Origin of the sequence: Olivibacter sp. 47, from assembly GCF_030372825.1 — a bacterium.
GTDB lineage: Bacteria > Bacteroidota > Bacteroidia > Sphingobacteriales > Sphingobacteriaceae > Olivibacter > Olivibacter oleidegradans.
Genome location: NZ_JAUCNR010000001.1, coordinates 3713928 through 3736666 on the forward strand (window position 1 = coordinate 3713928; position 22739 = coordinate 3736666).

General features: G+C 43.3%; 21 protein-coding genes. 10 read left to right on the forward strand and 11 right to left on the reverse strand.

Going from position 1 to position 22739, the window contains the following annotated elements:
* Positions 1-13 precede the first annotated feature (13 nt).
* Complete coding sequence (locus QT327_RS16275; protein ID WP_289553376.1) at positions 14-3364, reverse strand: DUF5107 domain-containing protein; 3351 nt, start codon at positions 3362-3364, stop codon at positions 14-16.
* A gap of 112 nt (positions 3365-3476) precedes the next feature.
* Between QT327_RS16275 and QT327_RS16280 the strand changes: the two genes are divergently transcribed.
* The gene (locus QT327_RS16280; protein WP_130855534.1) at positions 3477-4367 is read left to right on the forward strand and encodes an AraC family transcriptional regulator; all 891 of its coding nucleotides are present in this window, start codon (positions 3477-3479) and stop codon (positions 4365-4367) included.
* A 108-nt stretch (positions 4368-4475) separates the two neighbouring features.
* Here QT327_RS16280 and QT327_RS16285 read toward each other — a convergent pair whose 3' ends face one another.
* Complete coding sequence (locus QT327_RS16285; protein WP_289553378.1) at positions 4476-5486, reverse strand: zinc-binding alcohol dehydrogenase family protein; 1011 nt, start codon at positions 5484-5486, stop codon at positions 4476-4478.
* 92 nt (positions 5487-5578) lie between these two features.
* Here QT327_RS16285 and QT327_RS16290 point away from each other — a divergent pair, with 92 nt between their 5' ends.
* Together QT327_RS16290 and QT327_RS16295 are read left to right on the forward strand one after the other, a co-directional pair.
* A complete protein-coding gene (locus QT327_RS16290) occupies positions 5579-6445 on the forward strand; it encodes a helix-turn-helix domain-containing protein (RefSeq protein WP_289553379.1) in 867 nt (288 codons plus the stop codon).
* A gap of 126 nt (positions 6446-6571) precedes the next feature.
* Positions 6572-8977, forward strand: a complete 2406-nt coding sequence (locus tag QT327_RS16295) for a glycoside hydrolase family 95 protein (RefSeq protein ID WP_130855531.1) — start codon at positions 6572-6574, stop codon at positions 8975-8977.
* A 44-nt stretch (positions 8978-9021) separates the two neighbouring features.
* Here QT327_RS16295 and QT327_RS16300 read toward each other — a convergent pair whose 3' ends face one another.
* From QT327_RS16300 to QT327_RS16310, 3 genes are all read right to left on the reverse strand, one after another.
* Positions 9022-9492, reverse strand: coding sequence for a hypothetical protein (locus QT327_RS16300; protein WP_149105745.1), 471 nt, complete (start codon positions 9490-9492; stop codon positions 9022-9024).
* Between the two features lie 479 nt (positions 9493-9971).
* Positions 9972-10871, reverse strand: coding sequence for a sugar phosphate isomerase/epimerase family protein (locus QT327_RS16305; protein ID WP_246860298.1), 900 nt, complete (start codon positions 10869-10871; stop codon positions 9972-9974).
* Between the two features lie 59 nt (positions 10872-10930).
* Positions 10931-12328 (reverse strand): glycoside hydrolase family 43 protein, encoded by a 1398-nt coding sequence (locus QT327_RS16310; RefSeq protein WP_289553380.1) that lies wholly within the window; start codon positions 12326-12328, stop codon positions 10931-10933.
* A 168-nt stretch (positions 12329-12496) separates the two neighbouring features.
* On the opposite strand from QT327_RS16310, the gene QT327_RS16315 reads away from it, so the two are divergent.
* The gene (locus QT327_RS16315) at positions 12497-12625 is read left to right on the forward strand and encodes a hypothetical protein (protein ID WP_289553381.1); all 129 of its coding nucleotides are present in this window, start codon (positions 12497-12499) and stop codon (positions 12623-12625) included.
* 120 nt (positions 12626-12745) lie between these two features.
* On the opposite strand, the gene QT327_RS16320 is transcribed toward QT327_RS16315, so the two are convergent.
* The 3 genes from QT327_RS16320 to QT327_RS16330 all read right to left on the reverse strand — a co-directional run bounded on the left by QT327_RS16320 (position 12746) and on the right by QT327_RS16330 (position 15036).
* The gene (locus tag QT327_RS16320; protein ID WP_289553382.1) at positions 12746-13879 is read right to left on the reverse strand and encodes an NAD(P)H-dependent flavin oxidoreductase; all 1134 of its coding nucleotides are present in this window, start codon (positions 13877-13879) and stop codon (positions 12746-12748) included.
* A gap of 95 nt (positions 13880-13974) precedes the next feature.
* Complete coding sequence (locus QT327_RS16325; protein WP_289553383.1) at positions 13975-14547, reverse strand: Crp/Fnr family transcriptional regulator; 573 nt, start codon at positions 14545-14547, stop codon at positions 13975-13977.
* 123 nt (positions 14548-14670) lie between these two features.
* Positions 14671-15036 (reverse strand): winged helix-turn-helix transcriptional regulator, encoded by a 366-nt coding sequence (locus tag QT327_RS16330; protein WP_289553385.1) that lies wholly within the window; start codon positions 15034-15036, stop codon positions 14671-14673.
* 123 nt (positions 15037-15159) lie between these two features.
* Between QT327_RS16330 and QT327_RS16335 the strand changes: the two genes are divergently transcribed.
* The 3 genes from QT327_RS16335 to QT327_RS16345 all read left to right on the forward strand — a co-directional run bounded on the left by QT327_RS16335 (position 15160) and on the right by QT327_RS16345 (position 16701).
* Positions 15160-15759 (forward strand): FMN-dependent NADH-azoreductase, encoded by a 600-nt coding sequence (locus QT327_RS16335; protein WP_149105768.1) that lies wholly within the window; start codon positions 15160-15162, stop codon positions 15757-15759.
* Positions 15760-15824: 65 nt separating this feature from the next.
* Positions 15825-16508: an NmrA family NAD(P)-binding protein gene (locus QT327_RS16340; RefSeq protein WP_289553387.1), complete on the forward strand. Its 684-nt coding sequence runs from the start codon at positions 15825-15827 to the stop codon at positions 16506-16508.
* A 10-nt stretch (positions 16509-16518) separates the two neighbouring features.
* On the forward strand, positions 16519-16701 hold the full coding sequence (locus QT327_RS16345; protein WP_289553388.1) for a hypothetical protein: 183 nt from the start codon (positions 16519-16521) through the stop codon (positions 16699-16701).
* Positions 16702-16802: 101 nt separating this feature from the next.
* Here QT327_RS16345 and QT327_RS16350 read toward each other — a convergent pair whose 3' ends face one another.
* The gene (locus tag QT327_RS16350) at positions 16803-17018 is read right to left on the reverse strand and encodes a hypothetical protein (protein ID WP_130855507.1); all 216 of its coding nucleotides are present in this window, start codon (positions 17016-17018) and stop codon (positions 16803-16805) included.
* A gap of 590 nt (positions 17019-17608) precedes the next feature.
* On the reverse strand, positions 17609-18073 hold the full coding sequence (locus QT327_RS16355) for a DUF1579 family protein (RefSeq protein ID WP_149105770.1): 465 nt from the start codon (positions 18071-18073) through the stop codon (positions 17609-17611).
* Between the two features lie 842 nt (positions 18074-18915).
* Between QT327_RS16355 and QT327_RS16360 the strand changes: the two genes are divergently transcribed.
* Together QT327_RS16360 and QT327_RS16365 are read left to right on the forward strand one after the other, a co-directional pair.
* Positions 18916-19380: a (2Fe-2S)-binding protein gene (locus QT327_RS16360; protein ID WP_149105771.1), complete on the forward strand. Its 465-nt coding sequence runs from the start codon at positions 18916-18918 to the stop codon at positions 19378-19380.
* 3 nt (positions 19381-19383) lie between these two features.
* Entirely contained in the window at positions 19384-21624 is a 2241-nt protein-coding gene (locus QT327_RS16365; protein ID WP_210421315.1) for a xanthine dehydrogenase family protein molybdopterin-binding subunit, read from the forward strand.
* Positions 21625-21957: 333 nt separating this feature from the next.
* Here the strand turns inward: QT327_RS16365 and QT327_RS28280 are convergent, their stop codons facing one another.
* Complete coding sequence (locus tag QT327_RS28280) at positions 21958-22212, reverse strand: hypothetical protein (RefSeq protein WP_354004779.1); 255 nt, start codon at positions 22210-22212, stop codon at positions 21958-21960.
* Positions 22213-22244: 32 nt separating this feature from the next.
* Here QT327_RS28280 and QT327_RS28535 point away from each other — a divergent pair, with 32 nt between their 5' ends.
* Positions 22245-22739, forward strand: coding sequence for a sensor histidine kinase (locus tag QT327_RS28535; protein ID WP_502910538.1), 495 nt, complete (start codon positions 22245-22247; stop codon positions 22737-22739).

Below are 22739 nucleotides of genomic sequence, written 5' to 3' on the forward strand. Positions count from 1 at the left end.
ATTTCGTTACTCTTTACCTAGGTACACAAAGCGCGTCGAAACGCTGCAGGAAACCGATCATGCGTTTATGCAGAACGGCACCCAAATGACTATTGTTACGTTCCAATACTTGATTGAAAAAATGTTCGGCCCCATCCGTATTGCCTAGTCCCAATTGAGCCAATCCAGCCATATAAAGGCAATGAACATGGTTCTTGGCCGACAAATCCTGTTCAAAAACCAACAGATCCGGTAAGGATACAGCCATGTAATCAATTGAAATGACATCATGTAGATGATAAGCGCTAAAATCCGCCAGTCTATTAAATACCATGCGCGCCTTTTCTTCTTCCCCTAATTGTATCCAAGCCAATCCTTGGTAAAAGATTTTGTCGGGTTGCGGATCATTATAAAAGATCGCTTGTACGGGTTCGTCATTCCCCCGTGTTGCCAGCTCAAAATACGCTTTTGCTTTCGTTTCTTCTTCCAACCGTTTATAGGCCAATCCGGTTAGGTAATGGATATCATTTTCCGGGGTGTTAGGGAGTTTGCCTTCACCCAAATTTGGCGGATAGCAAAGCATGGCCTGTAAATAATCCAAGGCCTCCTCGAGCCGGTTTTCAAGCAGCGCTAATTTGGCCAATTCTTGTCCGGCCACCAGGTACTGGCCGGGCACCTTGCCCTCGCCCCCCTCCCAAGGGTGGAAATTACGAGATGCCAATTGTTGCCAGGCTTCATCATGTCGCTGCAATAAATTGAACAAGCTGATACGTTCAAGGTATAAATCGTCTCGCTGTTCTACCAAATCCCCATATTGAGCTAAAAACGAAAGGCGCTGATGTGGCGTTACCTGTTGTAAGCGATATAGCTGATCCAGCTCCATCAAAATACGGGCGTCAGTGCGATCCAGGAAAAACGCCTCCTCCAAGAAACGCAGGGCCTTTTCACGCTCGTTCTTTTTATTATAAAAGGCCAGTGCCAAATTCCGTTTTACGGTAGGAAAACCGGCATCTATACGAACCGATTCTTCCCAACAGTGAATGGCCTTTTCGTGCACACGTTTATCATACCAATAATTACCCAGATAATAGTACGCCTTGGCATCGTTTGGGTTAAAGGTTAAGGCTTTTTCCAGTGCCAGCATATCTTCCATCCGATTCGGAAAACAATAATCAGGACTGCATCTGCTTGCCTTCTCGAAAAACGAATGTGCTAAATCGAGTTGAGCCTGTAAAGAGGCGATATAACCTTTATGGTAATGAACCAAAGGGTCCGGGCTTTCGGCCAAGCACCCCAACCAGTCCAGCGCTTCCTCATAACAATACGCCTGCACGTAATCCAGCGCATACTCAATGAACGTACTGCTTCGCTCATTCATTAAAGCGACTGTATTGCTTATTAGGCTATCGGCTTCCTGTTCTTGGTTACGCTCTTTTAACAGCAAGTATTTTTCAAAATAAACCGCATAATTAAAAGCGTCCAGCTCAAGGCTAAAGTTCGCATAAGAAAAAGCCTCCTCTACACGCCCGAGCTTTCGTAAAATGACCACGCGCAAATGTTGTGCTTGTCCACTTGTGGTATTATTGGCAAGGGAGTGGTCTATATGTTCCAGTGCGCTGCTAAACTCGCTTCTACCCACGTCTATACGGGCGAGCATCAGATACGCAGTATCTTTCCAAGCAGCATTCCAGGTCGCTTTGTAAAACAGCGAATAGGCCTCATCCAATGCGTCGTTTACCTTCTTGAGCAAGCCCAAGTTATAAAGCACTTCGCTATCGTAAGGATTGGTATTTCTTGAGAGAAGTCGGCTTTTCGCTGCCAGAAAATGTACTTGGGCCTCCGTAAACAAGCCTCTTCTCAATAACCAAAGCCCCATGGCATTGTTATTCCGAATATCATTGGGATCGCGTTGAAGAGCCTCCCGATAGTAAGCCCTTGGATCGTAAGTGGCATGTCGATATTGTTCCAAGTGCAGACCGTGCAAATACAGTTCTTCGGTAGAGGGAACATCTTTCGGATCGGGTGCCGGTGTTGCCGGCGGCGGGATCTCCTTTTCTTCCGCACGTTCAGGGGCATAACGAATCAATAAAGCTCCTTCCCGATCATACACACGCAATTCGTAGTCGTGTAGAGCATCATACCTATCCGAATTGGTTAAGGTTTCCTGATAGCTATGGCTTGGCGAAAGCGTCACCGTACGCTCCAAAATCAGTTTAGCACCTACAGTTACAACAATTCGAGCCTCTTCCCAAACACCGCTTGCATAAACACCTAGCGTGAGTTGTCCCTCCTGTAGGTCGAAGTGAACGGCCATGTCCTTATTTGCATTTTTCACTACACCAATTTCACTATAGGGCATAAAATACTGCACGAAAGACTTGGTTTCATTTGGCTGTAGCCATGAAAAATCAGGCTGGTTATCCGTAAAAGCGCCTGTCATTAATTCGATATACGGACCATCCGTATCCGTTAGATTCCGGTCCCAGGCCTTTCCGAAGTCGGCATTACCCCAAGTCCATTGTTTTTTACCCGGCACTACATGATGATTGGCCACATGAAGCATACCGGCTTGCGTGTCATGTTCATAGCCGCCCATAAAATCATAGGTTGAATTTACCGCCATGAAGGAAGTGGGTACCGGTATGTTTTTATAGCGTGAAATATCCGTTCCCGGAGCATAGTCCATTTTATAATATACCCCTTTCGCAATCGGAAAAGAAGAGACATCCCGCTTCCCATGATCGTACACGGCATGCACATCCGGCGGAAATATCGATTGATAATGATCGTTCACTTTTACGGCAGGGTTTGCCCACCATAAGAAAGTCTGCGGAAAAAGTGTTCTGTTCGTTAAATGCGCCTCAATCTCCAGGTAAGCCCTGCCCGGATAAAGCCTAAAGCCGGCTCTGCCCTTTGTTCTGAACATCATTTCCACTTCATTGACCCACACCGTTTGCTCGCCATTTTCTCCGTGCTCAATCGTATATTCTACCGGCAAAAAGGTACTGGGGCGATGATGCTGGGGCCAGTTGAATTCAATACCACCCGAAATCCAGGGTCCTGTCAGGCCTACCAAAGCTGGCTTGATGACGTGGTTGTAATAGATGAAATGCCTTTCCTTCACTTTATCATAAGCCATCTGCACCCTACCCCCTAGGGCCGGGAGTATCATCACTTTAAGGTATTGGTTTTCCAGAAAAACAGCATCATAGCTCACATCTTCTTTCTCGTCAAAGATCTTTTCCACCACCGGATAAGGATAAACAACGCCACTGCTTCCTTGGTATACCCTTTTTTCCAAGAACATTGGATTTTTCTCGGCCTCACCAATTTTATAAGTTGGTATGTTGATTTTTTCGATCCAAACCTTGACTTCAGTCTGCATAGTATATAACGGTTAATGAGACAAAGTTAAGGTCAACCGGTACACGAAGCATGGAGAAAGCGTTTTTAAAAATGGATTATATTACTATCTTGCGGGAATTTTAAACCAATTTATGATTAGAAAGAAAGAAGGATTTGAAGGAGAAAAGGCCATCATCATTCCTCCGAAAGTCGTTAATCAATACCGGGACACGTTCCTTACCAGGGAATTTTACATTACCGATATTGGCTTTTACCCAAAGGCCAAATACCACTACCGAAACCGTCCCGAAGGGACAAATGAACACATATTGATTCACTGCGTCGAAGGTAGGGGAAGTGCTACCATCGATGGTTTCGACCTGCCGATCGAGGCAAATCATTTCCTCATCATCCCTACCGGAACGCAACACCTCTATCGTGCTGATCCAGCCTATCCATGGACAATTTACTGGCTTCACTTTGGCGGGAAGCAAGCCGACCTCATAGTCGCCCATCTTTTCGAGAAAATGCTTTCCCAGAAAAATAAGATCATGCGAAGCGAACCCCATTTAGCACTTTTTTCCAAAATATACAACACACTGCAGCAAGGCTATAGTAAGGAAAATATGGAGTTTATAGCCCTCACTATGCCTTTTTACCTGAGTGCCTTTCTTTTAAACGACCGTTTCAACTATCACCCCGATGAACAGGCAGAAGATATCGTTGATCGCACTATTCGCTTTCTCAAAACTAGTATTCATAAAACATTAAGTCTGAAAGAGATCGCTGATCAGGCGCACCTATCCGTATCCCATTTTTCAAATCTCTTCCACAAAAAAACGGGATATTCGCCTATTGAATACTTTAATCACTTAAAAATCCAGCATGCCTGTCAACTTTTGCAATTTTCCGACCGACGAATCTTTGAAATTGCCTTAGCCATCGGTATTGAAGACCCTTACTATTTCTCCCGTTTATTTAGCACGCAAATGGGAATATCGCCCAAACAATACCGAAAACAATGGACGCTGTCAAAATCCTAACCGAAGTTACCTGACTACGCCCCAACTAAATGAAATTCACATTGAATCAAAAAACAAAACTCCCCGCTTTTCAGCTAAGGGAGAATAATAGAACGAGCCGGGATTTACCTAAAAGCTGACAACCAGTTTTCCAATCGTTTTTCCACTTTCCAACTGTTGGTGTGCTTCCTTAAAATTTGTAACGGACAAGCCCTTAAGCGTTTCTTTTAGTGTGGTTTTTAAAACGCCACGATCCAATAAATCGGCAACCTTATTCAAAATATGATGTTGTTCAATCATATCATCCGTCTGGAAGGTAGAACGTGTGTACATCAACTCCCATGAAAAGCTGACGCTCTTAGCTTTCAATTTATTCAAAGCAGGAGGGGTAGCAGATCCGGTTATCGAACCAATATGACCTTGCGGTTTAATCAATTCAACCATTGCATCCCAATAGGTATTGGTATCCACGAAATCCAGAATAAAGTCGACATACTGAAAACCTGCTTGACGAACTTCGTCCACGAGCTTATAATGATTAACTACATAATCGGCACCCTGAGTCTTGCACCACGAAGCTGTTTCCGGTCGCGAGGCAGTTGCAATCACCGTAAGTCCCGCCACGTGCTTGGCAAGTTGTATCGCAATTGAGCCAACCCCACCGGCTCCGCCGATAATTAAGACGGATTTGCCCTTGTCGCGCTCACCGATACGAAGCCGATCGAAGAGAATCTCCCAAGCGGTTAAGGCCGTTAACGGAATAGCTGCGGCTTCCTCGTTAGTAAGTTTTTTTGGTTTATTCCCTACAATCCGTTCATCCACCAACTGATACTCCGCGTTACTGCCTGCACGGTTAATATCCCCTGCGTAATACACTTCGTCTCCCACCTTAAATAAAGATGCCGCATCGCCTACCGCCTCCACTACGCCCACCGCGTCCCAGCCAATAATTTTTGGCTCTGTCAGTACCGTATCCTTTGCACTGTTCTGCCGAATCTTGAAGTCGACCGGGTTGACGGATACAGCGCTTATTTTTACTAAAAGGTCTCGGCCTTTCGGGCTTGGCTTTTCTGTTTCAAACTCAATAAAACTGTCCGCTGCTTCAACGGGTAACGATGTTCTGAATCCTATAGCTTTCATATATTTATTCCTTAAGTACATCACAAAATTAGTAGGTTACAGAAAGAGAAACCAGTACAATTTCATGCTATATTTGTAAAAATCAATCCCCGATGACAAGATTTAACAGCTACCATTCGCTCAATATCTTTCGACTAGAAGCCGAAACCTGGAGTTATCCGGCACATAAGCACAACTTTTATGAACTCATTTTCATAGAAGAAGGTAACGGAAATCACGTGCTTAATGACGCTGTTGCGCCGTATCATATGGGTGATGTCTTTTTACTAAGACCGGAAGATACGCATTATTTTGAAATTGAAGCACCTTCGAAATTTATATTTCTAAAATTTACGGAACAACTATTCATAGAAAAGCTCGAAGGAAGCAGGACCGCTAAATGGCTCGACATCCTTAAGACCTTATTACAATCACCTTTCTCCATGAATGGTAGTTTAATTAAGGATAAAAAGGATCAAGATCAACTTAGACATTTACTTCAAATATTGCTGGCCGAGTTTTCCCATCAATGTTCTTACAGCCGTGAACTGCAACTCGAGCTCTTTGGAGCCGTTATGATGATGTTGGCCCGAGCACAGGCTACCGCGCAATTTGGCACGCAATGCCCGGTGAATACCGAATTAGATAAGTTGAGCGAAATTCTGAGCTATACCCGTTTGCATGCGCTTGATGCAGACAAAGTACGTGTAGAAAGTATAGCCAGGCACTTCTCGATGTCACCTAATTACATCAGCATTTACGTCAAAAAACATAGTGGCTTATCCCTCCAGCAACACATTGTACAAATTAAACTGAAAGCCGCTGATCAGTTACTGAAAAACGGGCGCAATAATATCAACGAAATTGCTGTCAAGCTTGGCTTTACCGATGCCAGCCATTTTAATAAAATCTATAAGAAGTACAACGGTAAAAATCCAAGGGACGTACAACGTCGTAAAACAGAAGCATTTCACGAATAATCGGGTGCCTCTGGTTAATATAGCTGAAGATCTTGCTAATTTCCATGCTAAAGATATAAGCAATATTGTTTAGTATTGTTCCTTACAACCCGGTCTGGCATCGTCACCGGACAGCAAGATCTAAATATGAAAATACAACATGCTATCACACACATTATTTTACTTATTTTCCTATGCAAGAGTGCTACAGGTCAAAATAAGAATAATTTAAAACTTTGGTACAGCAAGCCCGCCAGTAAATTTGAAGAAGCACTTCCTTTAGGCAATGGCCGTTTAGGTGCCATGGTTTATGGTGGCGTGCAAGAAGAGCGGCTGTCTCTCAATGAAGCAACGCTTTGGTCGGGCAAGCCTGTTGACGAAAATAAAGTTAACCCACAAGCAAAGGATCATCTTCCCGCCGTACAGGAAGCACTCTTTAACGAAGATTATCAAACTGCGGATTCACTGATTCGCTTTATGCAGGGCGCTTATTCTCAATCTTATGAACCCTTGGGCAATCTATTGATCCATTTTAAACACCAAGGTACTCCCACTCATTTCAGGCGCGAACTGGATATTTCCCAAGCCATTGCACGGGTTTCCTATCAGCTTAACGGAACCAGTTACCGTCGGGAAATCTTTGCCTCGCATCCCGATCAGCTTATTGTCATCCGATTAACCGCAGAAGGTAAAGATAGGTTGGATTTTACTTGCCGTTTTAACAGTTTATTGCGTTCAAAAAGCAAGAAGCAAAGTACCAGCTTATGGATGCACGGTTGGGCACCTATTCATACCGAGCCTAATTATCGTAATAAAGAAAAAAATCCGGTGGTATATGATACGCTAAACAGCATGCGTTTTGCCTCCATGCTGAAAGTATTGAAGAACGATGGGCAAACCAGTTGGCAAGATTCATCACTCGCTATTTCGAACGCCAAAGAGGTAGTCTTACTTTTATCAATGGCCACCAGTTACAGTGGTTTCGACAAAAATCCGGGCAGGGCAGGAAAGAATGAATTAGATTTAGCGCTTTCTTACTTGAAGGAAGCAGAAAAGCAATCCTTCGCCTCATTGCAAGCAAAGCATATTCAGGACTATCGGCATTATTTTGACCGCGTTTCAATTAATTTAGGACACGGGGAGAAAGCAAATTTGCCTACGGATGAAAGGCTAGAACGCTTTGCCAAAGGTGACGGCGATAACAACCTCGTAGCACTCTTCTATCAATATAGCCGTTATTTACTGATTAGCTCCTCACGACCCGGTGGCCAGCCAACCAATTTGCAGGCTTTGTGGAATGAAATTGTAAGACCGCCTTGGAGCAGCAACTATACCACCAACATCAATACCGAGATGAACTATTGGGGTACTGAGGTCGCTAACCTTCCCGAAATGCACCAGCCCTTATTCGATTTTATAGGCCGCCTAGCACAAACGGGTGCCATCACGGCTAAAAATTATTATAATGCTGATGGTTGGGTATGCCACCATAATACAGATATCTGGGCAATGACGCATCCGGTGGGTCATTTTGGCGAAGGGCATCCCTCTTGGGCCAACTGGCAAATGGCCGGCGTATGGTTAAGTACCCATTTATGGGAACATTTCGCTTTTACCGCAGATGCCGACTTCCTACGCAAGCAGGCATATCCGCTAATGAAGGGCGCCGTCGATTTCTGCCTGAGCTTTCTCACGACCAATAAAGACGGTTATCTAGTAACTGCACCATCCACCTCACCCGAAAACATCTACATAACCGATAAGGGCTATAAAGGTGCCGTGTTGTATGGAAGTACGGCCGATATTGCAATGATCCGTGAGTTGTTTGCCGACTACCTGAAAGCAGCTGTTATCTTAAAAAAGGACAAAAAAACACAAGAAGCGGTTACCAACGCTTTGGCAAAGCTTCCACCCTACAAAATAGGCAGAAAAGGCAATTTGCAAGAGTGGTATCATGACTGGGAAGATGCTGAACCTCAACACCGTCATGTATCCCATCTGTTTGGATTGTACCCCGGCACTACCATAAGCGATGCATCCACACCGGAACTGGCAAGGGCGGTACAAAAATCATTGGACATCAGAACCAATGAAAGTACTGGCTGGGCTATCACCTGGCGCATCAACCTATGGGCCAGATTACACAACAGTGCGATGGCCTATGACGCGTTGAAAAAGCTATTCCGCAATGCCAATGATCCCGAAATCATCAAAAAAGGAGAAGGCGGACTTTACTCGAATCTATTCAGTACCTGCCCACCTTTCCAGATCGACGCCAACTTTGGCGGTGGTGCCGGCATTTCCGAGATGCTGCTACAGAGTCATGAACACTACATCGAGCTGCTTCCCGCCCTGCCTAAGGAATGGCCCGATGGAGAAGTCAACGGGTTAGTTGCCCGTGGGGGCTTTGTCATCGATATGCAATGGCGGAACGGAAAAATTGTGCATGCCAGTATCGTTTCAAAAAATGGTGGGTCTTGTAAAGTAAAATATGGCACCCATAACCAAGAGATAGACACCAAAGCCACACGGAAATACACACTGAAATTTTAGAAGCGATGCATAAGAAAATATGCACCGAACAAGAAGCCGGCATGTTACCCTATTTTCTTGCAAACCACTACGAGTTTTCCCTTGTGAAAAATCAGCAAGTTACCTTCTTTATCTACTTCATAGGCATCTTCCGGGCTTTCCAGACTAACATAATAATTACCGTTTTTTTTCAGCTCTGTGGCATAAGCGCTAACCACCGGTTGATCGCTTACCTGAAGCTTTTTTCCTTTAAAAGCGATGGGCTGAATAAAAACGCGTTGTTGGCGAGCAATCACCTGATAAGCAACGTTCGCCCCTTCCGGTGATTTAATTGTTTCATCAAACCAAACACCTAACAAATGTGTAGAATCGGCTGCACTAAGCGCCATTTGGCCTACGGTATCCGGTTGACTAGGCTGAACGATGGATTTATCTTCCGTATTCGTAGCTTTGGGAGCTTGGCTTTGTGTACAAGCGGACGTCGCTAAAGCACCAATCAGCCATACAAGTCTGTGCAATCTGAGCGTATTTTTCATCTGCCGCAAAGTTACGAATAATTAATGGCTTAGGTTCGCACCTGTAGCAAACCTTCCCGTTAGGGAAAGCTCGAATGCTTTTGGAAACAAGCAAATGATGAAAAAAGTTGATTAGGACAATCGTTTTTTAAAGGCAATTGCCCTGTATTGCATGTTAAACAGTTGCTATAAAGGCTATTATTTATTATCTTTGTTAAAATACTCAGCTAAATGGCCACATTGAATTCAACATTAGAAGATATCATGAAACTTGATTATACCTCGAGAGAGATGATATTGGAGATTTGCAAAAAGGCAAATCGAATCTAGACGTGAATTAATGGCTAAAAATGCCAAAAAATCGTTAAAGGAGTATCGCTCGGGCAAAACGCAACCTATGTCATTGGAAGAGACATTAAATCGCCTTCATTCCTTGTAAAATTCCGTATATGGCCCATAAACTTGTATTATCTAAACAGTTTTATTCCCGTCCTCAACACTTAACGAAAATACTTCGCTAAATTCTTTTTAAAAAAAGCAGCACTTTCGGCTATACTCTCCATAGAGCTCTTCTTAAAATTTCCGCCCTGCTCCAGGTAATAATATTCCATACCGGCCAAGTCCTTATCTGGTAAAATTTTAGTATAATCTATTGAACCATTGCCCAGCTCCGTATAATCCTGTGTCACTTTATCCATGTCTTTGATATGCCACATTACAAAACGTCCGGGCTGCATGCTAAAAAGCGCTGCAGGACTTAATTTAGAAGCACGCATTACCCAGTAAAGATCGATCTGTAGCTTCACCAGGTCGGGGTCCGTCTCTTTCATGATTATTTCATAACCATTTATCCCGCCATGATCGATAAACTCAAAATTATGGTTATGATAAGCAAAGCCCAAACCGGCCTTTTTAATCCTTTCTCCAATCCTATTAAGTTTCGGGGCGAGTTGTTTAAATTGCTCGATACTTCTATTATTAGGATCTAACCAGGGCCAGGTGATATAAGGTTGCTTTAATATACCTGCACCGATAATACATTGATCCACATAAGCCATCAATTCTGCCTCAGGCGCATTGAAATAGCGAAAAAGATCATAATGACCACTGGTGGTCGTCAATCCATGATCGCTCAGTAGACCAAGAAAATCCTTTGCTTTTAAACCATAATAGGATACTGTTTTCGGGTCAAAACCATAAGTCTCCGTATCTTCATAACCCAGAGCCGCTACCTGCTTTATCGTAGCAAAAGGATCTTTTGCCATCGCATCACGAATCGTAAAAAGTTGCAGTCCCATCTTATAGGCGGATTTTGTTTCTTCTGCAAAAAGCGCATTTGGTAGCATAAGCGCTGAGGTAGCCATGCAGCTATCTGAAATGAATTGTCTTCTGGTGATCATCGTGTACAATATCGGTATTTTCCGGGAGAATCATATTTAAGTTTAGCTGATCATAAATTTTAAGATTTAAACTGCCACCAATCAAAATAGAATAAATCTTTTTTTCCTTTGAAAACAAAAAAAACATCGTGTTTACCCGTTATATTTTTCATGGACCCGTTAACTGTACGAAAGATATCACCCTCACCCTGCGTATTAACGTTCACTACACCTAACAGCGGCCCATTGATGCTATCCAAATAAACCTCGATCTTGCCTCCATAAAGCGACGCAACATTAACGTCTAAGGATTTTATACCCTTGGAAAAGTCTACTGCCCGAACCATGAGATGATCTCCATTGTGTATAGATGAAACCACTACCCGATCAGCTATCTTCGCTCCTTTATCCCAAGGGATATTACGCTCCCATTCCGTTTGCTTTTCGGTTTTGAGCCCTTCACTAAAAGCGATTGTTTCTGCCTCGGTTCTCCGGTAAGGGTTAAGTGTCCCTACAGGTTCTACACTTTCAGATGTCCAAAATGGCAGTTCTTTCAGTGTGCCGTCTTCATTATAAACCAGCTGGGTTAAACAGACGGACCGTCTCTCATAATGCTTGCTCATTGTTTTCTTGAGTATTTCATAATTAAATCCAAATACATACGACTTACCCTTATAGTCTATAATACCGGGATGGTTACCATTGGATCGGCTATTGCGATCCATAATCATTCCCTTAAAGACCCAGGGACCTGTCGCTGATTTTCCCATCGCATAGCCTATTCCTTCCGGACAGCAAGTTGAAGCGTAGGCCATATAATAGTTCCCGTTTTTTTTCCACGCCCAAGGTCCTTCCTGATAGCGAAATGGGTCTTTCTGCCCTTCAAGTTTAGCGAATGATGAATCCTTAACGATTTCACCATCAATCGAAATCATGTCTTCCTTGAGCTTAACATACCACAGGTTAGGATTTCCCCAATACATATACGCTTGACCGTCGTCATCGATCATAACCGTTGGATCTATATCTTCATTGGAATTTTTCACCAAGGGTTTACCAATGGGATCAACAAACGGCCCGTAGGGACTGTCAGAAACCAGTACACCTATCCCGACACCTCCTGGCACAGTACAGTAGAGATAAAACTTTCCATTGCGTTCTACACATTGGGCCGCCCAGGCACCATTATCTGCATCGACCCATTTAAAATTTTTCAATGAAGCTACAGGACCGCGATCCTGCCAGTTAACCATATCGGTCGACGTATAGAGCAGCCAACCCGTCATTTTAAACCCAAAAGCATCATCCTCGTCATGACCTGTGTATAAGTATACCGTGTCCTTATACACCATAGGAGCTGGGTCTGCCGTATGTTTTGTTTGGATGATCGGGTTCTGCGCGAACCCACTTGAACTCAATATACAGAGTAATGCAGCTAATATCCCCACTTTGGGACAATTGTTTAAGTCTAATTTCATAATTTACGATTTCAGTCTATTGATCCTCTTGCTTTCAGGCAATTAGTTCATTAGCGTTTATTGGTTAGCCTAGCGCTAAATGGCAAATTTTACAGATGTCATTTAAACACTTAATACCCGAAATAAAGAAATATTAGCGAATAAGTGAAATAAATAACACATTTTTTTATGGGCAACGACAAGGAAATCGAACAGTATGTGGCAGGTAATTTTAAGGAAGTAACCGTCGATAATGGCCAAGACCTAGTTAAAGTTAAACATAATTTTACAAATCACGACGGCACAAAGCACATTTAGAATTTTTCTATTCTCACTTTTTTAGGTTTGTTAAATCCTGACCGATATCTATAACTGAACAAACTTTGTAGATTGCTTCCAGATGTAGCGGCCACAGATATCGGGGACTGACATTTAAATCTAGAAGGTCTTTTTATTCATGTCTTTTACCAAAGTCTCTATCAAGGTTTTTGCATCTCGGTGTTTCAGTAAAGCCGCTGCTTGTCCTGCCCAATATGAACTGAAGTCCGGGTTGGTATCAGAGGTGGCAGGATAGGCTTTCAAATTTCCCATAAATTTGCTTTGCAAAGGATATGGAGCTAATAAGTATTCAAAAGGTTTTAACTCTTCCGTTATTCTGTTGCGTATTCCTCTTGAAAGTCTGCCTGTAAATACCTTCGTTAGCGATGTATGTTTGGCATCAGATGTGAATAATTTGTCTTTATAATCTTGCGATGCGTTTGATTGTTCTGTTGCTAAAAACGCAGTCCCCATCTGTACGGCATCGGCACCTAATGCTAGTGCGGCCTGTATTCCTCTTGCATCAGTTATTCCTCCTGCTGCTATTATCGGAATGTTGACTGCATCTGCAACTTGTGGTATTAGTGCAAAAGCGCCTGTCAGCGAATCTTCTGCTGACTGTAAAAAGGAAACCCTATGCCCGCCCGCTTCAAATCCTGTTGCTACAATAGCATCTACACCTGCATGCTGCAAGGCAATAGCTTCATCTACCGTAGTAGCGGCACCAACGGTCTTTATTCCAAGTGTTTTGCATCTTGCTAAAATAGGTTGTGGCGGAATGCCGTAAACAAAACTAAATACAGCAGGTTTTGCTTCAAATATCGCTTCTACCTGCTCTTCAAATTTCGTCCCCAAATCGGTCGGTTTTGGGGGAATTGGTAAACCAAGTTCGTTAAAATAGGGCTTAAACAATTCTGTAAGTTTTTTATAGTCATCATCGCCAAACGTAGCTAAACGGCTATCACGGTCATTAACCCACAAATTAATATTGAAGGGTTTATTCGTGTTCTTTTTAATTTCATTGCAAATGTTGATAATTTCCCGAGCAGAAAAAGGCTGCCCACCGAAAGAACCCAACGCCCCTGCATTTGAAACTGTGCTTGTGAGGCTGACTGATGACAATCCACCACCGAAGGGTCCCTGAACGATCGGGAAATCTATACCCAATAGCTTTGTAAATTTTGTTTTATTCCACATGGTTTTACCTGTCCAGTTTACGGTACTACTCGCACTTTGAATTTGAAATTTTGCCATTATTTTTGTGTTGAAATTTATAACACAAAATTCCATAGCTTTAGGTAAATCAGGAAGGACATACCTCACAACTTTAATGTGAGGTAAATCACAGTTTATTTGGAAGTTGAATTAAAACGGCTTAGTGTTTCTCTTGTAACGCCTAAATAAGAGGCTAATAAATGTTTTGGTACTTTTTGAAAAAGTTGGGGGTATTGTTCCAATAGACTATCGTATCGTTCCTTTGCATTATTGCTCATCAGTGAAAGAATGCGTTGTTGCAGCGCAACATTCCGTATATTCGTTTTCTTTCTGAAAAAATGCTCCATTTTATGTAGTTCCGCACATAATTTTTCTCTGTTCTCGTAAGACAAGCAAAGCATTTCGGTATCTTCAATGCAATCAATATCAATCGTGGCAGCAGTTTGATTGTAATAAGCCTGATAATCTGTTATCCACCAGTCTTGCATACCAAACTGTATAATATGGATTTTGCCGTCATTGTCTGTGTGATAAGATTTCAGGCAGCCGCTTAAAATAAAATAGTCAAACTTGACGGCCTGTCCGCACTGCACAGCAAATTGATGCTTCCTGAGTTTTCTTTCAGTGAAATGTGACAATATGTATTCAAACTCCTTGTCTGAAAGCGGTGTGATTTTTTCTATTTGTTGTCGTAGAATCTTACTCATTCATCGTCATTTTTTTGCTGATTTTGTATACCTGTCATCAACAGCTTTGAGCTATTCATAGCGTTGGAAATGTATTCTCTTTCCGGTAATTGTAAGAATCAAGTACGGAATAGTTTACGTTTATCAACTATTGTCAGATGTGATTTTCCTTTTATGCTGAGCTCCCCATTGAGCTAAAGCAGTAATGATATCTTTTAATGATTTACTGTATTCGGTAGGTATATATTCTACGACGACCGGCGTTTGATCGGCATATACATTTCTTTCAACTAAAAGATTTACTTCCAGTTTTTTCAATTCACTTGACAGCATTTTTGCGGAAATACCCTTTAAAGTACGCTGTATATCGTTGAACCTGGTATGTCCCCCTAAAATTGCAATCATCACCCTTATTGTCCACCTGCCGCCAAGAACATATAAAGCATCTTCAGTTGATGACAAACGATTCTTGCACTGTATCTGTGAATATTCCAATTTATTTACCGCCATTCCCTTCTGTTTTTTCTTTTAGCAACTAACCTAAAAGTTACTACTTACTTTAATGTAACTACTATAATTCGGTTAGCTAATATAGCTAATTTTGCAACACCCTGTTTTAAAAGAGGTAAAGAAATGAAAAAAATATTGCACATAATTTCAAGTCCGAAAAAAGCTAATTCTGCGAGTAGAATGCTGGGAAAAAAAGTGGCTGAAAAATTAAAGGAAAAATTTCAGCATGTGAAAATTAAGGAATACGATCTCAATACAATTCCGCATTTAAGCGAATCCCATATAAATGCCTTCTTTACATCTACTGAAAACCGAACAGATGAGCAGCAACGTGAAATAGCCATTTCCGATCGGGCCATTACTGATCTGATTGAAGCTGACATTTTAATAGTTGAAGCACCGATGTACAATTGGAATATCCCTTCAACATTGAAAGCGTACTTTGACCAGATCGCCAGACCCGGGCTCACATTCCGTTATACAGGAAAAGGAGCTTTACCGGAAGGATTACTGAAAGATAAAATTGCGTATATAGTAACTTCATCCGGTGGAATATATACGGAAGGAGAATTGAAGGCCTTCGATTTTACGACCAATTATGTCCGGTTTTTCCTTGAACTTATGGGAGTTGAAGTGGCCAATGTTTTCAGGGCAGACGCCCAAGCAATACTGGGCCCGGAAGATGCTATACGGAAAGGAATTGAAAGTATTGTTATAGCATAAACAATCTAGGAACACAAAACTCAAAAAAATACAAAAAGGGATCATTAAAACTTAAAAAACAAAATATGATTTTAGTTACGGGAGCAACGGGCCGGTTCGGCTCAAAAGCGGTTGAGTATTTATTGAAAAATGGAGTACATCCTTCGGAGATTTCCGTTTTGGTCAGAGATGCGGCCAAAGCAGGTCGCTTAAAAGAACAGGGTGTTCAGGTAAGAGAAGGTGATTATGCCGATCATACATCTATGGTAAAAGCCTTTCAAGATGTGGAGAGATTGTTATTGGTTTCCAGCAATGATAGAGGAGCCATGGAGAACCGTACCCAACATCACAAAAATGCGATCAGGGCTGCTAAGGAAGCAGGCGTAAAACATCTTGTATATACATCCTTTGTAAGAAAACCAGGGTTTGAAGGTTCGCCCATAAGCGGCTTTCAAAATTCGCATGTTGAGTCCGAACAGTATTTAAAGGAAAGCGGCATGGAATACACGATACTTCAGAACGGTATTTATGCTGAAATGATTCCGGTATTTATCGGAGATAAGGTCGCTGAAAACGGAACAATCGTTTTTCCTGCCGGGGAAGGAAAAGCAAGCTGGGTGCTTCTGGAAGAACTGGCGGAAGCCGCTGCCAACGTTTTAACTACCGACGGGCATAAAGGTAAAACTTATACACTGACCCATACCGAATCGGTTGGTTTAAACCATAGCCGGGGAAATTTCCGCAGTATTGGGCCGGGATATCCATTATAAATCTCCCGAAATGGGTGAATTTAAAACAATGCTGGAAAATGCCGGAGTTCCGCAGCTGTATATTGGCATGTTTGCCATGTGGGCCGCAGCACTGGCAGCGCACAGCCTGGATAAAGATGATGAAGCATTGACCATGTTATTGGGCAGGAAGCCAACATCCGTTTGTGAATTTTTAAAACAGATTTATAGCTGACCTGCTCCCTATCGAAACTTTGAAATAAAGTGCTGTCAGATTTTGACAGCACTTATCGGGGAATAAATGATTTCGCTAATGTTACCCGATAGTCAGTTATTTCATTCTTTCTTTACAACGGTGCCAATACAGGCTTCCCGCACGGCCTGTTCGTCGAGCCCCATATATCTGGCAAATTCAGGAAAAGTAACAGGTTGGTGAGGTCGCTTACCTAAAGCCACATGGACCGTCCGCAGCAGCCGTTGTGCATGGCGGATACCTTTTCCGGTAATGATGGTAACATCCTTGGGATAAATATAAAGTCTGTGCTGATTCATAACATACAGGTTTGGAGTCTTCGCTTCCTAAACGAAGACTAAGGTTCACAAAAACATATTATCCGGAGAGATGCCTCACCCCCTCTTTAGCCGATATCCACCCGCTACTTTACCGCTAAAAGCCCGTTTTTACTACCCTAAAGGCGAATATAGCGTGTATATACTGTGAATAGGCCGCGGATAGGACCCGAAGGAAGCCCCTAGTAAACCAGATCTCTCCCTTAGTTTCAAAAATAACGGGCAGTATAGAAACGGGCAAGGTTTATTTGGGTATAAAAGCGACATTAAGGAAAAAAGAAGCCTAAATAACACCATTAGCGACCCAGCGGTATAATACATGACAATTTATTTATTGTTAACAACACAGGTAAGCACTTACTTTATTAACACTGTAATTTGTTCTTTATAGTTGCATCTGTTGTCTTACGAATAAAGAATATTATTATTTTTTCCTGTCACACCAATATTCGTCTATTCTTGATCGTAACGGTTACTAATTCTTCCAGTAATCTTGGTGGACAGATTTCTAACGTAAAAAGGCAGTAAATCTTTTACTGATTTATCAGTTCTTAAAAACGGTCGTTAGTTCTTCAAACACGCGTATAATTTGTGTCGCCTGCTAAGAATTCCTCACCTTCCGGGCTAATGTTATACATTAAAATTTGCAGTGCATTATCATTAGGGCATGGAATCTCGATTCTCCAACCCCAATCAGGATTATCCGGCACTTCATAAGAACCTAATAAAATAATGTCACCTTGTTGATTGATTGTTCCGTAACAATTCATGATTTTTCCACTCATTCCCCAAGAATCGACCCATGAGGCAGTAACTCCGGCTTGTTTGTTGATGTTGCCAATTAATATTAAACCATCCTGGCCAACACCTTCATGTTGCCAGTCATAGCTTAGCATAAGGAATTTGTCATTGGCTATGGACTTAATCACCATGTTAGAAACGGAGATAAAGTCAGGATTGGGCAACCAACTCAGCACCAAACGATATGTGCCTTTCCAATGCCCAACAAATTTGCTGCTTAAGTTCGTTATTTTCATAGTTAGCCTTTTTTATATTTAATGATTCCCCGATTTTTACTTCCTGCTAGAATTGATAGTTTAAAGTTATTACTTCAGCTGAATTTCTGCAAACTAACGTTTTTCGCCGTTTCCGAACATTCTATACGTAGCAATCCCAAATATGATTACGCACATTCGCTATCTGACTAGATATTCCCAAGATTTGCTTCTTCGTCACTTTGGTGACGCCGTGTAAGAAAAGTCCCTAACAGTAGACCCGTAGATTCAAAATATCTTTTTTGTAGCGGCCGGAATTATTTATTATAAAAAAGATGTTTACAATACACTGGGAAAAAAATCTGAATACCATACCAGATAGGATATATCCTCGATTATATTATCCAAATATTACCGTCGTTTTCTTGGTACATAAAAACGTCCGTTTTTTGGTCTTTTTAACTATTCATGCTACGCATTTTCTTAAACTAAGATTATTTAGTTTAATATTGTGCCTGCCTGAGCTGTACTTTTAGAACTGGCCTAAGTTAGGTGACTGAAGGTCTGCTTTATTTTGAAGTCGTTTGTAATAATACCACGCCATTATTTTTAACAGTAAAATTTTAAAAGTTAACCAATTTTTGTAAAATCCATGAGGTGACGTTCACTTTTATTCTACCGTTCATACAATTTCCCTGTATTCCCGCCTGCTTCAGCATATTCTTTTCGTCTTCACCACTAATTTATTCGCTTTCACGAATATGAAAGCCAATGCGCCCTCAAGATCACTAACTTTGATACTGTCAGGGCTATACAATATATGGTCTTTTGGTGTAAGGCCAACCAAAAGTGAGCGTCATCAGAAAAAAACATTCGGCTAGATTATGAAAGAAACTTTTAACATACGGGTAAATAAAAAATCGCATAAGGTCCATGCTGAACCAGACACACCCTTGCTTTACATCTTGCGGAACGAACTGTTTCTCAATGGGCCGAAATTCGGTTGCGGGCAGTCGTTATGTGGAGCATGTATGGTACTGCTAAACGGCGTAGCTAGGACTTCTTGCACCTTGGCAATCAGTGCAGTCGGTGATGCGCAAATAACCACATTGGAAGGGTTGCAAACGAAGAAAGGCGAGCTGCATGCCGTGCAACAGGCATTTTTGGAAGAACAGGCCGCTCAGTGTGGTTATTGCCTGAATGGATTGGTCGTGGCGTCGGTATCTCTGCTCAAGCGCAATCCAAATCCATCAGAACAGGAAATTAAAAATGGTTTGCAGTTGAATATTTGCCGTTGCGGCATTCATGCGAGGGCAATCAGGGCCGTAAAAAACGCAGCAAATCGTTAAACTATGCAGGAACCAACAACCACGAGAAGGAAATTCATCCAGTCTATCGGGCTACTCAGCATCGGTTTCTCCATGCTCGACCTGGCCTGTGACCGGAAAACCGACGACAACGAGACAATAACCGAACCTGCGATGAGAACCGATCCCGTAGATGGCGACCGAATCGACTCCTGGCTACAGGTACTGGAAGACGGAAGAATTAAGATACTAACGGGCAAGATCGAGCTGGGCCAGGGGATCATGACGGCGATTATGCAGATTGCTGCCGAGGAACTGAATACCTGCATGAACCTGATCGAGATTCATGTCGCCGAAACGGGCTACACCCCGGATGAAGGGTATACGCTGGGGAGTATGTCCATCGAAACCAGCGGCATGGCCGTGCGAAATGCCGCGGCATGTGCAAGGGAACGACTTCTGGAGCTGGCAGCGGACAAGCTCGGGCTTGGAAAAGCGACCCTGTCCTTAGAAGATGCAATGATCAGCGGCAGCGGAAAATCAATCGCCATTCAGGAGTTGTTGGCCGGTCAGCAACTCACCCAAACCGTTACCCTACCGGAAACCATCTTTGCAAAAACGGTAAGGAAATACGTTGGAAAGCCTTTGATCCGAAAGGATATCGAAGATATTCTAGTAGCTAAGACCTATTTTCTCCATGACCTACGCTTCCCCGGAATGGTCCATGCCCGCATGATCAGGCCTCCGGCACATGGAGCAAAGCTGGCTTCCGTCGACAAACTTGCAATCAGCAAACTCGAAGGTTTGCAGAAAGCAGTACAGATAGGCAGCTTCCTCGGGGTCATCGCTCCTGAGGAATTCCAGGCCATCAAGCTTGCCAATCAGATCAAAACCCTTTTAAAATGGGAAATGGGATCGCCCCTTCCTGCTAGTGAACCTTTACCGGGCCACTTGAAGTCTTTGCCGGCAGCATCCGAAACAGACAGGGAGACCGAGCACTGGCGGGAACGAATTATCTCGACGTCGGCAATTGTCCATCGAGCCTCTTATTTCAAGCCATACATCATGCACGCTGCCAACGGGCCTTCCTGTGCCATAGCGCTGTTCAAAGCGGGAAAATTATGGGTGTGGACACACTGTCAGGGGGTCTACCCACTCAGGGATGCACTCGCCGGGCTCCTGGATATGCTCCCGCAGAATATCCATGTTAAAGGCGTGCCCGGTTCAGGGTGCTACGGCCACAACGGGGCTGACGACGTTGCGGCAGAAGCAGCATTGCTTGCGGTGAACTATCCGGGCAAACATATACGGTTGCAGTGGATGCGCGATGAGGAAAACGGTTGGGAGCCCTATAGTACGGCCATGATTATGGAATTGGCGGCAGGCCTGGATGATAGTGGTCGCATCCGCGGATGGAAGTATGATCTGTGGTCGGATGTGCACGGAACAAGGCCCGGAGGTGATGCCGCCAACCTACTGCCTGCATGGTATATCGATAAAGGATATAGCCCTCCCGAGTCAGGTTTCCGGGGAGGGGCGACCCGTAATGCCGAGCCGTACTATCGTATCGAGCACATGAAACTGCAATCGCACATATTTACCGGGCCGTTGCGTAGATCATCCATCAGAGGGCTGGGGGCCTATGCCAATATCTTCGCCATCGAATCCTTCATGGATGAACTGGCGGTAAAGGCGGGTATGGATCCGATTAGCTTCCGGCTCAGGCACCTGGAAGACAGCAGGGCCAGCTACTGCCTAAAGTTACTGGTTAAAAACACCAAGAATGTGACAGTGGGGAAAGATGGCGGGTTGGGGTATGCTTTTTCACGGTACAAGAATTCTGCCGCTTATTGCGCGGTAGCCGCTTTGGTCTCCATCAATCGACAGAATGGAAAAGTCAGCGTAAAGAAATTGTGGGCAGTGGTCGATGCAGGTGAAACCATCAATTCGGACGGATTGAAGAACCAGATTGAAGGCGGGATGATCCAGTCCGTCAGTTGGGGGTTGATGGAATCCGTGACGTTCGATGCTACCCACATCACCAGTCTCAATTGGGCGTCATATCCCATTCTACGGTTCAATGATGCGCCGGACACCGATGTTGAGGTAATCGACCGGGTGGATGAACGTCCGTTGGGAGCCGGCGAGGCCGCGCAGGGGCCTACAATTGCCGCACTGGTCAATGCAGTATACAATGCTACGGGTATACGGATTAGGGATCTGCCCATTAACCCGGATCTACTCCGTCGGCCTTCCCAAACAGCATCTATACATAACAATACATAGATAGGTCACAATGCCAGTAACTGTTTGAAAATTGGTAAATTCGTTGCGATGACAACACATTTTCCAGCTGTTGATAACGGTCGTACGCGTAAACGATTATCGCTGCCCAGACGTACCATCTTGGCTGTTTCGCTGGCAATGGGCTTTTTCCTTATCTATCCCAATATCGCAAAACTGCTGCAGGGAACCCATGCAGAATATCTCCAAAACGGCAGTACAGTCGGATATGTCACTTTCTTCGTATTTAGGTATCTGTATTTCAGTCTCTTGTGTTATATCCTGCTAAAGAAGGGCATTACCGAAGGTTTTGAAACGAAAATTTATCGGACGGGACTATGGACGTTCGGTATTGCCGTGGTTGCTTACCTGCTTTATGTAGCGATTTCCTACATATCGGACAAGGTGCTGGATTGGTTCAGCGTCATCCTCCTTTTCCAGTTCATGACCATGTGGGCAGTCTGTACATTGATGGGATATGCCTATTCGTTGTATGCACAAAAACTGGAACGGGAGCAGGAAATAGAACAGCTGAGACTGGATAACCTCCAAAGCCAATATGAAGCGCTCACGAACCAAGTAAACCCCCATTTTTTTTCAATTCGCTTAATTCACTCTCCGCATTGGTCCGTAACGGCGATGAGGGGCAAACGCTCACATATATACAGAACCTTTCCAATGTTTTCCGTTATGTATTGGGAAGCGAAGGTAGGGGCCTGGTGTCGCTTGAAGACGAACTGGCCTTCCTCGATGCCTTTTATTTCCTTCAGCGCACGCGGCATGGTGACCATTTTTGCTACAAGATATCGATTCCAGGTGACAATAAAGACTTGGAATTGCCTGTGCTATCGTTGTTGCCAATACTTGAAAACATCCCTAAGCACAATGTAATTAACGGTGTAACGCCAATGGAAGTATCCATCAGTATCAATACGGAGCAAGAGTTGGTGGTGACCAACCCCATACGCAAGAAAATTGACCAGCCTGGAGGTAGAAATGGAATCGGCATCGCTAACCTACAAAGTCGTTTTCGACTGCTGATGGGCAAAGATATTGTCATTTCAGATAATGGGACGCAGTTCACGGTACGCCTCCCGTTAAAACAAAAAGAAGTATAA